Source organism: Lysinibacillus sp. VIII_CA, assembly GCF_049943995.1.
GTDB classification, from domain to species: domain Bacteria; phylum Bacillota; class Bacilli; order Bacillales_A; family Planococcaceae; genus Lysinibacillus; species Lysinibacillus pinottii.
Map to the genome: position 1 here is coordinate 47,458 of NZ_JBNFXM010000001.1, position 14,100 is coordinate 61,557.

Sequence of the window (14,100 nt, forward strand, 5' to 3'; positions counted from 1 at the left end):
ATATAATGATTACTCGCTTGCAAAAAAGTCCGTTAACAGCCTCAAGACTGCTAACGGACTTTTTATAGAGATAAATGAACTCTTTCATCATCTATTTTACATAGCTGTGGTCCATATAGTGTTCTTATAATAAAGCCCCTTTCTTTATTTTCCACATAATCATTCAATAAAAAAGCTCCTAATCCAGGAATCTCTATTTGAGCATCAATAGTAATGTGTGAGCTTACTAAAAGATTACTAATTTCATGTAACAATTTCTCATCGATAACTTCGAGACAAATAAGTAAATCTAAATCACTCGTTGTAGTGGTTACCTGAATACCAGTTGCTAGCTCAAAGCCGACACTCCCAGTTGGCCCCCATTTTATTTTATAAGAATCAAATTTATAACGAATTTCCTTTAATAATGAATAAAAACGATTGTTCTTAAAAAAATCTAATTGGGTTATTAATGAGCAGGGTGTTGTAATGTCTAAAATATATTGCTGATTAATTGACGTACCAAATCTTTCATGTCTAGCATTTCCTCGTAATCCAATCGGTACTAATTGATTCATAATTGGTGCTCTGCGAACAACGCCGTAAGAGGTTGACTCAATAGACCGTGTTACCCATGCTGGAATTGCTGTGTGGTCATTAAGTTGATGTACATCTGTGAACTTAAGAATATCGTGAACATTTATTTCCATTGACTATCAATCATTTCACGTACTTTAATAGATGCCTGACGTCCAGATGAGGTAGCAATTTCAGAATGGAGTCGATTAGCTAGACTCGTACTAGGTTTAGCTATAATATCCTCATGAGCATTTTGTATCTCTGTTAGCACCAACTCAATATCTTCCTTATTAGGCTGTGTTGCATTAGTTCCATCAATAAGCTGATGTATTGCGCCAAGCTTGTAAAAGGACTGAATATCATACGCCATGGAAGGGACATCTTTAGATAATTCATCAAGCTCTTCAACAGTTCTTTGCGTAATAAGTGCAGCGGATTTTTTTGACATGACATGTACATTCACACCTTCATCATTTAGCGCTAATAGGCGATTTGCCTGCATACCATGTGCTAAAAATGCACCAGATATAGCGTTACCAACTAACACCGCTACGATGGGATGACCGACTATGCGAGCTGAAGCGTATGCATTCACGGCTGCTGAACACGCTAAATAGATACCTAACAGCTCCTCATGATAGCCAAACGCCTGACTTGGAACATCGACAATTGGTACAATCAATCTCTTGTCTTGTTCTTCATGATCCTCTTCAATAGCTTCATATATATATTTTGCTATTGCCCACCCCTCAAGTAATCCAACTTCACCATTTCGAGCGCGATAGTATGGATTATCGGGATTTGGTACAACTGTTATAAAACGTGCCCTTTTCCCCTGTACTTCACCATCAGCAACGAGAACAGAAGGTATTTCACTTATAGAAGGAGCAGTATTCGTTAAAGCATTAAACCAGCTTCGCCCACGGCTAGCTACAGTTATTTTAGGCTGTGATAATGGTTTATCAGCTACTTTGTCGTATGTTTTAAAAAAACTAATAGCTTGTTTAGGTAGAATTTTTTCTTCTATTTCTATAGCTTTATAGAAGGTTAAAAACTCATTATATTTTTTGATACGATTTTTGCATTCTACTTTCCCGTTCCATATGTCTTTAATGGCTTGCTGGAAATTTGGCACATCGTCCTCAACAATTACATCTGCTAGGCCTGTTTCTTTTCGTATTTCGCCACCAATCATTTGCCAAATTAACTGCTTATTTTTTGCATCTAGCTCCCTAACTCCTGCCTCTTGTTCAACAACTTCAGGTCCATTCATTCCTAAACGTCCCTCACGTGTCATAATAAGTGCACTACATAAACCAGCAGTTAATGACATACCCCCAAACGATCCAATTTTCCCTGGGATAATTCCGATTACTGGAACATGTTCGCGAAGCTCTACAATTGCCGAGCTGATTTCAGCAATTGATAATAGGCCATAGTTTGCTTCTTGTAATCGGACACCACCTGTATCATAAATAATAATTGGATAAATCAGCTGTCCATTTTTACATTCAGATAAAATTTTCTCCAATGTTCCAGCTAGCTTTGCACCTGACACTTCACCAATACCACCACCCTGGAAGCTTCCCTCAATTGCAATAACAACTGCTTGTTTATCACCTAGCTTTCCTTTCACTATAATCATCCCATCATCATATTGAGGTACAATATTTTGTGCAGTTAAATGAGGCGATTCAAATCGATCAAAAGGTCCTAAAATCTCGTATCCAGAATCTAAAATTAAAAAGGCACGCTCTCTTGCATAGCTCTCTACTAAACTAGTCATTAGTGGCTTAAGCATTTTTGCTCACCTCCAGCGCTTGAGCTAATCGGATAGACACGACACCTGGAGTTGCCCCAAAGTCGTTGATGGTAATATGTGCGGAGACATCATTTTGACTAAAAAAACGTTCAATGACTTGCCTCCATGTTTCGCTATATCCTGTAATTCCTGTTCTTATTTCTACTACCGTTTCTTGACCATTCGTTGGTTCTACTAGAACCTCTAAATCCCCTGACCCCACAACCCCAACATGCACACGATTCTCTAACACTTTAGATGCCGGGAATGAATAAATTAACTTTTCCATAAAAACACCCCTTTTGTGTTTAATGAGTTGCTAGTAATTTCTCCTTCAATAAACTATTCCATTTTTTGATTTTAAACAGATAGATGGTTGCTGCTAATAAATCTGCACTACCTCCTGGTGATAGATTGCGATCTATAAAACTTTGGTTCATCTTTTCGAGCTCCAATAAATTAGCAGATTCTAATATTTGTTTTGCCTGTTCTTTTGCATAATTTAATCCTTCTAATCCCCCTCGATGAAGAAGGCATGTATCATCTAAATGAGCTATAAGTGAAAGTAATGAAAAATGCTTAGCCTGTTCATAATTCATTTTACGCATGGAAGCCTCCAACACAGGTAAGCTATATTGTCGAATATGTGGGAATGCCAACTGAGCCTCTACCCTAGCACCGTTAACACCAAACTTATGAATAACCTTCATCCCATTCGACATATTTTTAGGTATATATCGATCCTCATAGCGAGCAATTTCTCCAGCAGTAAAACAAATAGATTCTTCATCCGCCATACCATCATAAATTGCTGCTGCCGCAGTAATTAACCCCAATGACCAAATAGCTCCCTTATGGGTGTTTATACCACCAGTAAATTGAAACATCATTTTTTCACCTTTACGCCCTATTGCCCCAATTTGTTCACGTAATGCTTGAGAGGGTCCATCATTGAAAGCAGCCATGGCCATTTCATAAAATGTATGTCGTAAACATTGTGCGGAGCCAATCATCAACTCTAACGTTAAATCTTGATGAGCACCTTGATCCCATCCATCTACAAGTCCAGGTTTAGGAGTCAATGTGACTTCTTCAATAAGAGATGAAACAGCCATTTGAGCTAGTGTTTTGGCTAAATATTGTTTATCAACCCCAACCATAGGTCACCCCCGTAAATTACCAACTTTTAAATTTTGCTGGAGGTGTATATAAGCCTCCTGACCATTGCACAAGTTCATCTATATTTTTGGCAGCTAATAAAGAGCGTTTAGCGTCTGCTCTTCTAATTCCTAAATCCTCTGGCATTGCTATTAATCCCTTTTCTCGTAATTGCTTCGATAATTTCGGATTATGATTCATCCCAATAGGTGTTACACCTGCAATGGCAGCAATCATTTCACGTTTTTCTGCTGGGCTATCTGTTTTATATAAGTAAGCAATACCTTCCTCTGTTACCACATGTGTGACATCTTCTCCATAAATCATGACAGGGGCGACAGCTAATTTTGCTTGATCTTTTACAGAAATAGCATCTAGTGACTCAACAAATACTGGTGTATTAGCATCCTGAAATGTTTCAGCAACTTGTACAACTAGCTTCTTCCCTCTTGCAAGAGAATTTTCGGATGTTATCATATTTTTCCAAGCCTCTGTCGAGTGACGTCTCCCTCCCGGATCGTGCCCCATATTTGGTGCTCCACCATATCCAGCAACTCGGCCTTTTGTTACTGTTGAAGAGTTCCCTAATCCATCCATTTGTAAGGTTGACCCAATAAATAAATCGACCGCATACTGACCAGCTAATTGAGCCAATGTTCGATTGGAACGTAGACTGCCATCTCTACCTGTGAAAAAAACATCTCGCCTTGATTCTACGTATTTCTCCATCCCTAGCTCCCCACCGAAGCAATGAACACTTTCCACCCAACCTGATTCAATGGCAGGAATGAGCGTAGGATGAGGATTCAGCACCCAATTTTTACATATTTTACCTTTCAATCCTAATTTCTCGCCATATGTTGGTAATAGTAGCTCTATAGCAGCTGTATTAAAGCCAATGCCATGATTTAATGATTGCACACCATGCTTCTCATAAATTCCGCGGATTACCATCATTGCTTGTAAAATTTGAATATCTGTAATATGTCTTGGGTCACGGGTAAATAAAGGTTCTAATTCATACTCTTTATCTGCAACGACGATAAAGTCGATCCATGAGCCTGGGATATCAACACGAGGTAGCTCATCTACTATTTCATTCACTTGTGCAATGACAATACCGTCTCGAAACGCTGCCGCTTCTACTAAAGTGGGCGTTTCCTCAGTATTAGGTCCCGTGAAAAGATTACCAAACCGATCCGCTTTATCTGCCGCTACTAATGCAACGGAAGGAATTAAATCAATAAATAATCGACCATACAATTCCACATACGTATGAAGATCTCCTAATTCTATTTTTCCGTCCTCTATCATTTGTGCAATTCTTAAGCTTTGTGGTCCAGCAAAAGAAAAGTCTATTTTTTTAGCAATTCCATCTTCAAAAATATCAAGATGCTCTGGACGAGAAATACTAGACAGAATCATGTGTAAATCATGTACTTTTAAAGGGTTGACCTGTGCTAATGCTTGTGATAAAAATGAAGCTTGTTTTTGGTTATTTCCCTCTAGTACAACACGATCACCGGGCTTAATGAGACACTCTAGCGCATCAACAATACGATTCGTTGATATGACTACTCCATCTACTAAATCTTTCACACTACTTAATTTTTCCTTTTTTGCATCCAATCGTGTTGTCCAAGATTTCCTTGTTATACTTTCATGAATTAACACCATGCCATACACCCCTTGTACGTTTTTACGTTAATTTTTTAATAGAAATAAACAGTCCTCAATTCCATTTTTACTGATGGATATAGACCTGGCATCCGGAAATGCACTTGTTGCTAACTTAGTTAAAATGTCACCTGGCGGCATTTCAATGAATAGCCTAGTTCCGTTTTCATATAAAATACTTGTCGTATCATGCCATCGAACGGGATGACAAATACTTATCGCTAAATCCTGTTTAATAGCCTCTGCGGTTTTTAACAAACGTGCATTTACATTGCTAGAAATCGGAATTTTCGGTCTTTTCAGTTCAATCTTATTGAGTTCATCAAGCAATCGTTGGCTAACATTTTGAAAAAGAGGACAATGAGACGGAGTCGAAACATTCAATAATTTAGCGGACTTAGCCCCATGTGCACTTGCATAATGAATTACCTTTTCCAGACCACTCAAAGAGCCAGATATCGTGATTTGATAAGGAGCATTTCGATTAGAAACATACACTGGTTCATGTTCAAGTGAAAACTTATTTGTGATTTCTAGAAGATCTTGCTCATTCATTCCTAGAACAACACCCATTCCAAATCCTTCGCTACATGTTTGCTCCATTAATTCTCCCCGCAATGTCACCAGCTTTAATGCTTCTTCAAAAGTTAAAGTCCCTGCCGCGGTGGCAGCTCCAAAAGCACCAACCGAATGACCAGCCAAAAATGAAGGAATTAACCCTTTCATTTCAAATAGCTTATAAGTGGCTACAGAGGAAATTAATAAACACTGTTGAACTGCCTTTGTCTTTGAGAGTGCTTCTTTGCTGTGTAATGTTGATATTGTTTGCTGTAAAATATCACTACTTTGCTCTAGCATATCTTTCACGTAGCACTCTTTAGGAAGATAATCTAACATTCCTTCAAACTGCGAGCCCTGCCCAGGAAATAAAAAAGCGCTTCGCAAAATCATCACTCCTTACAAAATTTGTCGACGAATATTGAAAATTACATCTTCTGTATGTTTTCTTAAAATCGAAATCAATTCATCTAGTTGATTGTCCTTTAAAAGCTCATAAATTTTACGGTGCTCTTTTCGTGATTTCTCAATTGTGTCATTAATAGAAAAATGAATACCTTGTATACGCAATAATGGTAAACTTATTTTGCTATAGACACCTTCAATTACTGTACTCTCACTAAATTTAATAAGTGTAAAGTGAAAGGCATAGTTTAAATGAGTATATTCCATTTGATTGGAACACTTTTCCATATCTTTAACAATTTTTTTCATTTCATTAAGTAATGTTTTCTTTTTTTGAGGCTCATGAATTCTCTGTGCTGCTAATATCTCTAAGTTATTTCGTATATCTAACAAATCTTGTACCTCTGTAAGTGTGTAACCTTTAATAAATGCACCTTTACGAGGTACTCTCTCAATAAGGCCCTCTGTAGAAAGTAAATAAATAGCTTCACGAATAGGAGATCGACTAGTATTAAACATTTCAGCATAGGAGCTTTCTACTATTTGATCACCTGGCTTCAGTTCACCATTTAAAATCTGATCCATAATTTTTTGTGCCACTGTCCGCGATAAAGCGTTATCCAATAAATCTGTAAAGTACTCCATCCAACCACTTCCTTATGTAAAAATCTAGTCGTACAGTCGACTGTATACCAAAACAATACTACATACCTTTCATGTTTTCAATCGAAAAAACAATAATATTCTACTTATCACTATTTTTCTAGTTGATTTATCATGGAGGATAAATTATGATATTTTCAGAATACAGTCGACCGAATATTTTAAATATTAGGTCAAATCATTTCACAAAGGGGTGCAGGGAAAATGGTAATCTATGGAGTTGCTATCTTAGCAGGGTGTTATTTAGTGGGAACAATTGTCGGGGAATTTATTGGAGCTCTAATGGGAATTGATTCAAATGTAGGCGGGGTTGGAGTAGCAATGCTGTTATTAATCATTATTGTTGATAAGTTAGTAAAAGCCGGAAAAATTAGCAAACCTGCTAAGGATGGCTTAAGCTTTTGGAACGCTATGTATATTCCTGTCGTAATTGCTATGGCTGCAAGTCAAAATGTGCTAGGTGCATTAACAGGAGGTCCATTAGCAATAATTGCAGGGGTCGCTGTGGTAATTATTAGTTGGATTTGTGTTCCCCTACTAAGTGGAAAGCAAGAGCCAATGGTAGAAGTGGATAAGCAAATAGTGGGAGGTGAAGTGGATGCATGAAATAATTAGAAATATTTTAACGAATAATGGATTAATTACTGCATTCGTAATTGTTGGTTTCACCATGTGGGTCGCTTACTTCATTTCAAATAAGTTAACAAAGGGACTCATTCATGGCTCAGCCATTGCCATCGTGCTAGGTTTAATTTTAGCTTATATTGGTGGGATTTCAACTGGTGGAACAAAAGGCCTTTCCGATGTTAGCTTCCTTGCTGGTATTGGCTTCTTAGGCGGTAGTATGCTCCGAGATTTTGCTATTGTTGCTACCTCTTTTGGCGCCAATTTCGATGAAATAAAAAAAGCAGGACTTCGAGGCGTACTCTCCTTATTTATTGGTGTCATACTATCTTTTGTAATTGGCGTTATTTTTGCAGTTAGTTTCGGCTATAGGGATGCGGTAAGTATTGCAACTATTGGTGCTGGCACTGTTACATATATTGTAGGACCTGTCACAGGAGCCGCATTAGGTGCAAGCTCTGAAGTCATGGCCATTAGTATTGCTGCAGGTTTGGTAAAGTCTGTACTAGTAATGGTAGGAACACCTTTTGTTGCAAAGTCTATTGGATTAAATAACCCTGTCACTGCTATGGTATATGGTGGGCTAATGGGTACTACGTCGGGTGTAGCAGGAGGATTAGCCGCAACAAATCCTAAACTAGTACCTTATGGGGCAGTTACTGCGACTTTCTATACAGGCCTAGGATGCTTACTTGCACCTACTCTTCTTTATTTATTAACTGCTATGATTTTTTAATAAATATATCAAAAGCGCAAGAATCAACTTAAAATACTTTTGATTTCTTGCGCTTCGACAAGCATTATCTGATTTTTAACTAGAAAGATTGTACTGTCATGCTTATCCCATCTTGTTTCCACCAAATACATATGACTCATTAGAGTAGTCACTTTCGAATCATTATTGAATAAGATTTTGTAAGATAAGTGCAGGTAGAATCAATATCTATTCATAGATTTTTTATCATGCGATACCTCTTTCTCGTTTTAAGCATTGGCCACTACATTGCCTAAAAATCGTAATAATCGGAAATGCAACGTGACCATTTCTTCTACCGTTAAATTCTCATTGCCCTTCTCTAACCATTCTTGAATGACTCCTAAAATTGCAGATGCTATAAAGGCTTGTAAATATTGCTGAAATTCGGGGTCCCTCACTTCCTCGCGAACCGCCGACAATCTGTCCAAAATATGATTGCCAAATATGGTTTTCATTTTTTGTGTAAAGCTAGGACTTCCCTGTTCACCTAATAACATACGAAAGGCAGGTGCATGATCTTTGATGGAGGTAATGACCTTGATGAACGGTTGATAAAGTTGTCCCATTTTTAAAGTTTGAAAAGCATCCACTGGTTGTACATGCTTCACATAGCGTTCCAATTCCATCAAAAGTTCCTGCTGCAAATCCTCCATCACTTTATATTTATCAGAATAATGTAAGTAAAAGGTGCCTCGATTAATTTGAGCGGTTAGTGCTAAATTTTTTACTGTCACGCGTTCAAAGCCGACCTCCTCCACTTGCTGGATCAATGCCGTTTTAATCGCTAGTTTTGTTTCAAAATTCATCTTATCATGTACGGACAATGCGCTTCCCTCCATTTACTTAACACATACTGGCAAACTGTTTATTGTATTTGCTCACATGCTACCTTAAAATTTTTATCAAATCAACATTGTGTTCAGTGAAGGAGTGAATTTTATATGGTAAACCATGCCATCTCCATCAATGCCCTTGAAAAAAGTTTTCAACATAAGCAGGTCATTGCCCCCCTTTCTTTAAATATCCCTAAGGGGCAATTAATGGGATTGCTTGGTCCATCAGGCTGTGGAAAAACAACGTTAATTAAAATGATAATGGGTATGCTAAAACCTGATAACGGCGCTATTGAAGTATTAGATTTGGTTGTACCTCATCAACAATTATTGAAAGATATCGGCTATATGGCACAATCAGATGCTCTTTATACAGATTTAACGGGGGAGGAAAATTTACATTTCTTCGCTAAGCTCTATCCCTTATCCAAAGCAGAACGAATGGAGCGTGTAGCCTATGCTGCCAATCTTGTCCGTCTAACCGATGATTTACAGCTTAAGGTGGAGAATTATTCTGGCGGAATGAAACGAAGATTATCCTTAGCAATTGCCCTTATTCAAGATCCTAAGCTATTGATTTTAGATGAACCAACAGTAGGTATTGATCCTGTCCTCAAAAAAGAAATTTGGCAAGAGCTCATTCGTTTAAAAGAACAAAAACATAAAACCATTTTAGTAACGACCCATGCAATGGATGAGGCAGAAAGATGTGATCAATTAGCTATGCTGAGAAATGGTCGGATTATTGCCCAGGGTACACCTCAGGCATTAAAGGAACATTACCAAGCAAAAGATTTTGACGAAGTATTTTTATTGGCTGGAGGGGACGGACTATGAGAATTGCTGCAATGGTAACAAGAATCATCCAACAAATGAAACGAGATAAACGGACACTTGCATTATTGTTCTTAGCTCCACTGCTTGTACTGTCATTAATGTACTTTATTTTTAATAGTAACGAAGCTACGATCACATTAGTTGTCTCCGATGCCCCCACGCCAATCATAGAGAAACTAAAAAATGAGGATTTTTCTATTATTGAAGATGATAATTTTACAAAAAAACAACTTCAGGATAATGAGTATGATGGATGGCTAGCAATAGAGCCAAATAGTAGTAAATTAACTTTATTAAATGCTGATCCTTCCCAGTCAAAGGCTTTAACCATGCAGCTTGCACAAATTTTACAGCCATCTCAAGCCTCAACAATGGGAAGCTTGAAAACAGACTATGTGTATGGTGATGAGGAAACTGCCATTTTTGATATTTTTAGTCCCATGCTCATTGGTTTCTTTATCTTTTTCTTTGTTTTTTTAATTACTGGCATTGCCCTGTTAAAGGAGCGCACCTCTGGAACTTTGGAACGATTACTCGCAACACCCATTAAGCGTTCCGAAATTGTAGCAGGTTATATGATTGGCTATGGTCTATTTGCCTTTCTACAAACGATTATTATCGTGTTGTTTGGCATATATGTACTTGATATTGTCCATGTAGGCTCAATCTGGCTTGTTTTACTTATTAATATGGTAGTCGCTCTTGTATCCTTATCATTAGGTGCGCTATTATCGAGCTTTGCCGCTTCTGAATTTCAAATGATGCAATTTATACCATTAATTATTGTTCCACAAGTATTTTTTTCGGGCATTTTCCCACTTAAGAATATGGCTGAATGGCTTCAAAACATCGGCCGAATCATGCCACTTTACTATGCAGCAGACGCATTGAATGGCGTTATGTATAAAGGTTATACTTTCCCTGATATTATCCTGAATCTCAGCATACTTGCTTGTTTCGCTATTGTTTTTATTACGATAAATATTATCAGTTTAAAAAAATATCGTTCGTTATAATGAAACATTAAAAGTTCTGCTTTATTAGTAGAACTTTTTTATTGCGAGTAAATTAATAGCTAAATACAGGAAAAATATCCAATTTTATTGGAGTGAAAGACCAAATTTCTTTATAATAATTTTATAATCATTATTATCCAAAGAATAAAGGTGAGTGAAGATGGCTACTATTTTGGAAATACAAAACGTTTGTAAACAATACAATGGGAAAACAATTTTAGATCATGCATCGTTTTCGATTGCGGCCAATGAAATTATTGCGCTTGTCGGAAAAAACGGTTCTGGAAAAAGCACTTTACTCAAAATTATTGCGGCGTTTATTAAACCAGACAGCGGTAAAATTGTGGCGCATAAAACCTCTCTAAAAGTCGGTTATGTCCCAGAAGTCACCCCTTCAAATATTTTATTTACACCACAAGAATATCTTTATCATATGGGCCGGATTCGAGGTATGCCAAAAAGGCATCTTTTGCAAAAGATAGAAGAATTGCTTGATATGTTTCAATTAAAAGAGTCGCAAAATACAAGGATCGTCCACTTCTCTAAAGGAATGAGGCAAAAGGTAATGATCATGCAAGCCATGCTAGAAGAAACAGATTTATTAATAATGGATGAGCCATTGTCAGGGCTAGACGCCAAAGCACAAAATGATTTCGAACAAATATTGGCTACAGTAAGAGATAAAGGACTAAGCATCATCCTAACTTGCCATGAAACAAAATTACTCGAAAACCTTGTCGATTCAGTTTTGCTTATTCAAAAAAATCAAATTATTCATGCAAAGGAATTGACTAGCTATCCTGTGAATCGACTACTATTTGACATTGCAAGTTTAGCATTACTAGATGAAATTTTACCTTTGATGGATATTCAACAAAAACGACCTTTAGCGAATGGGCATTTCGAAATAGTAGCAATTGTACAGACAAAGGATTCAGATCAAATATTGCTAAAGCTACTACAAAAAAATGCCTCTATTAAATATTTAACTAATGTACATCACAAAAAAGAACAATTTTCTTCTCATTTTTAATAGGAGGTATTGAAAAGGATGAGCAGTTTATTGCGCTATCAATTGATCAATTATTTAAGAACCTATCAATACGTACCACCTTTTACTATTTTTATCCTATGTCTTGTCGTTAACTATACCTTTGTTCCTAATCCTATATTAGATAGCTATTCATTTACATCACTTATTCTATTCTTTTTAATGGGCTGGTTTACTGTTACGTTATTTCATGCAGAGGATGAGGGACAAAAGATGATTACTACTCTTCATGCCAAAAGTCCAACACATTACAATATGGGAGTTTTCATTATTTGTGGTTTAATTGCTTTTAGCTTAAGCTGCGTTTCTGTCTTCTATCCGATTCTAATTGATGCGTTTTTCGAAACACCCAAACCATTACATATAGTATTAGGTTTCTTGTCACACTTTAGTTTATCGATTCTTGCTATTGCACTCACTGCCTTGTTCACAAGAGAACTTGTAAAAAATAAGCAAAATACTTGGTGGGGTGTCATAAGTATCCTAATTATTTCTGTCGTTATCGCTACTTTAAAAAATAATATACAAGCTAGTCTCCTGTGGCTACTACCACCTGTTCATTTTTCACTAGAAATAATGAGTGTAGGTGATCAACTTGATGTAGTCCCTAACGTATTTTACTGGCACTATGCTTGGATAATCATTTACGCGTCCCTTATCATTACTTTATTTTTCTTCCTCGTTAACCGAAGAAGAAAATGATTCTCACTTTTTATGAAGGAGAGATAGTTTCATAAAGAACATCAATATGCTAATTGTGGAGGACGAAAATGATATTGCCAATATTATAAAGGATTACTTAAGCGTTCATCAGTTCCATTCACATATTGTAAGAGCTGCCCATGAAGCTATCCTTTATTTGCAAGAGTCCGCTCCAGATTTCGTAATCCTTGATCTTTCTCTACCCGATTGTGATGGGATCGACATATGCCGTAAAATCCGTGAACATAGTAATGTGGCGATACTCAGTTTGAGTGCTAGAAGGAGTGTTACCGATAAAGTATTGGGGCTAGGATTCAGTGCGGATGATTATATGACTAAACCATTTTCACTAAGTGAGCTAGTGGCAATTACCAATGCCCTAAAGCATACCTCCACTGGAGATACTATAACTATTACTACTTATATCGAGTATCAAACACTCTATATTCAGGGGTGTTTCCGGAAGAAATGCCCTTTATTTTCGAACGTTATTTTAGAGGTCGCCATTCCGAAAGAGAGTCCGCTATTAAAAACGAAGGAGCGGGGCTAGGGGCTATCTATTTGTCTATTATGAAGGAACAACCATGGTTCCATTTCATAGCAAGCACAGGGAAGGCACTACCTTTATTCTCACACTCCCTATCTCGTAAAAGACTCCCATTTTAGGTAGTCTTTTTATCGTTCATCGTACTTTTCCGATATGCTAAACAGAATGAAAGGGTAAGTACGCTACCAAAAAATGAATCGATGATACGGACAACCCATACTCCATAGCTGCTTAAAGGAATGCCATTGATTAACTGCCAAAGACTTACATAAACAAACGTTAATAGTGCTAGTACACTCCAAAAAGCAATTTTTTTCTGAGGAGATACGGCCGACACTTTTTTATGTTTAATCAAAGATGCCCTGTAATACATATATCCCAAAATAAGCGAAATGCCTAACAATGTACTTCCATGTTGTAAAAATTTATATATGGGAATTGGAAAGCCAAATAAAGTAAATGTTTGAGAAAGAAAACGAAGATTGGTCACCATAAGCCCATTTTGATGTGTAAATGAATCCCATATGACATGGGTTAGCATACCTAGTAATGCTGAATAACTAAAAATAATGATTTTCCAAGTTTTAGTCCCTGCCTTTTGATAGCTATTAAAATCCTGTAAAAATTCTGGTAAATGGCTCATGATTGGCTGATGGATAAACCGTTGATAAATCAAGTAGATTACTAGAACGAGTGGAAGATTGAATAAAAAGAACCCTGTAAATGTATGACCAATCTCCCCTATTGGCCGTCCCCTTAAAAAGTATTCGAAATCTGGAGCCATACTACCTAATACCAAGGCAGAAAAATGAATATATTTACTTTTCCGAGAAAAAGGTAGGACCGCCGCTGGATGAGCAAATGTTAATGGCAAAACTTCCATCTCCTTTTATGACATCTTTCAGATTATTAC

General features: G+C 37.0%; 16 protein-coding genes. 7 read left to right on the forward strand and 9 right to left on the reverse strand.

The annotated features are described in order from the left end of the window. Window positions 1-62: 62 nt before the first annotated feature. From ACP3VS_RS00260 to ACP3VS_RS00290, 7 genes are read right to left on the reverse strand one after another with little or no spacing between them, the layout of a single operon-like run. Window positions 63-689, reverse strand: coding sequence for a malonate decarboxylase holo-ACP synthase (locus ACP3VS_RS00260; RefSeq protein ID WP_197149356.1), 627 nt, complete (start codon window positions 687-689; stop codon window positions 63-65). Further along, on the reverse strand, window positions 680-2,359 hold the full coding sequence (mdcD, locus tag ACP3VS_RS00265; protein ID WP_099805094.1) for a biotin-independent malonate decarboxylase subunit beta: 1,680 nt from the start codon (window positions 2,357-2,359) through the stop codon (window positions 680-682). Before mdcD ends, ACP3VS_RS00260 begins: the two co-directional genes overlap by 10 nt. Then, window positions 2,352-2,648 (reverse strand): malonate decarboxylase subunit delta, encoded by a 297-nt coding sequence (locus tag ACP3VS_RS00270; RefSeq protein WP_198694646.1) that lies wholly within the window; start codon window positions 2,646-2,648, stop codon window positions 2,352-2,354. Before ACP3VS_RS00270 ends, mdcD begins: the two co-directional genes overlap by 8 nt. A 19-nt stretch (window positions 2,649-2,667) precedes the next feature. Then, complete coding sequence (locus ACP3VS_RS00275; RefSeq protein ID WP_099805092.1) at window positions 2,668-3,519, reverse strand: triphosphoribosyl-dephospho-CoA synthase; 852 nt, start codon at window positions 3,517-3,519, stop codon at window positions 2,668-2,670. 16 nt (window positions 3,520-3,535) lie between these two features. Next, window positions 3,536-5,194, reverse strand: a complete 1,659-nt coding sequence (gene mdcA, locus ACP3VS_RS00280) for a malonate decarboxylase subunit alpha (RefSeq protein ID WP_426388278.1) — start codon at window positions 5,192-5,194, stop codon at window positions 3,536-3,538. Window positions 5,195-5,221: 27 nt separating this feature from the next. Continuing rightward, the gene (mdcH, locus tag ACP3VS_RS00285; protein WP_426388279.1) at window positions 5,222-6,145 is read right to left on the reverse strand and encodes a malonate decarboxylase subunit epsilon; all 924 of its coding nucleotides are present in this window, start codon (window positions 6,143-6,145) and stop codon (window positions 5,222-5,224) included. Between the two features lie 6 nt (window positions 6,146-6,151). Then, window positions 6,152-6,802 (reverse strand): GntR family transcriptional regulator, encoded by a 651-nt coding sequence (locus ACP3VS_RS00290; RefSeq protein WP_099805089.1) that lies wholly within the window; start codon window positions 6,800-6,802, stop codon window positions 6,152-6,154. Window positions 6,803-7,024: 222 nt separating this feature from the next. Between ACP3VS_RS00290 and madL the strand changes: the two genes are divergently transcribed. Both madL and madM read left to right on the forward strand, forming a co-directional pair. Beyond that, window positions 7,025-7,426, forward strand: a complete 402-nt coding sequence (gene madL / locus ACP3VS_RS00295) for a malonate transporter subunit MadL (RefSeq protein ID WP_099805088.1) — start codon at window positions 7,025-7,027, stop codon at window positions 7,424-7,426. Further along, entirely contained in the window at window positions 7,419-8,180 is a 762-nt protein-coding gene (gene madM / locus ACP3VS_RS00300; protein ID WP_426388280.1) for a malonate transporter subunit MadM, read from the forward strand. Before madL ends, madM begins: the two co-directional genes overlap by 8 nt. A 248-nt stretch (window positions 8,181-8,428) precedes the next feature. On the opposite strand, the gene ACP3VS_RS00305 is transcribed toward madM, so the two are convergent. After that, on the reverse strand, window positions 8,429-9,025 hold the full coding sequence (locus ACP3VS_RS00305; protein WP_426388281.1) for a TetR/AcrR family transcriptional regulator C-terminal domain-containing protein: 597 nt from the start codon (window positions 9,023-9,025) through the stop codon (window positions 8,429-8,431). A gap of 117 nt (window positions 9,026-9,142) precedes the next feature. Here ACP3VS_RS00305 and ACP3VS_RS00310 point away from each other — a divergent pair, with 117 nt between their 5' ends. From ACP3VS_RS00310 to ACP3VS_RS00330, 5 genes are all read left to right on the forward strand, one after another. After that, entirely contained in the window at window positions 9,143-9,871 is a 729-nt protein-coding gene (locus ACP3VS_RS00310; RefSeq protein WP_197223882.1) for an ABC transporter ATP-binding protein, read from the forward strand. Further along, window positions 9,868-10,887 carry an ABC transporter permease gene (locus tag ACP3VS_RS00315; RefSeq protein ID WP_426388282.1) on the forward strand — a complete coding sequence of 340 codons (1,020 nt, stop codon included), beginning with the start codon at window positions 9,868-9,870 and terminating at the stop codon, window positions 10,885-10,887. Before ACP3VS_RS00310 ends, ACP3VS_RS00315 begins: the two co-directional genes overlap by 4 nt. A gap of 160 nt (window positions 10,888-11,047) precedes the next feature. After that, a complete protein-coding gene (locus ACP3VS_RS00320) occupies window positions 11,048-11,920 on the forward strand; it encodes an ABC transporter ATP-binding protein (protein ID WP_012293459.1) in 873 nt (290 codons plus the stop codon). An 18-nt stretch (window positions 11,921-11,938) separates the two neighbouring features. Then, window positions 11,939-12,640 (forward strand): ABC transporter permease, encoded by a 702-nt coding sequence (locus tag ACP3VS_RS00325; RefSeq protein ID WP_207889725.1) that lies wholly within the window; start codon window positions 11,939-11,941, stop codon window positions 12,638-12,640. A gap of 46 nt (window positions 12,641-12,686) precedes the next feature. After that, complete coding sequence (locus ACP3VS_RS00330) at window positions 12,687-13,190, forward strand: response regulator (RefSeq protein ID WP_243432658.1); 504 nt, start codon at window positions 12,687-12,689, stop codon at window positions 13,188-13,190. A 112-nt stretch (window positions 13,191-13,302) separates the two neighbouring features. Here ACP3VS_RS00330 and ACP3VS_RS00335 read toward each other — a convergent pair whose 3' ends face one another. Then, complete coding sequence (locus ACP3VS_RS00335) at window positions 13,303-14,061, reverse strand: DUF4184 family protein (protein ID WP_200991018.1); 759 nt, start codon at window positions 14,059-14,061, stop codon at window positions 13,303-13,305. Window positions 14,062-14,100 lie beyond the last annotated feature (39 nt).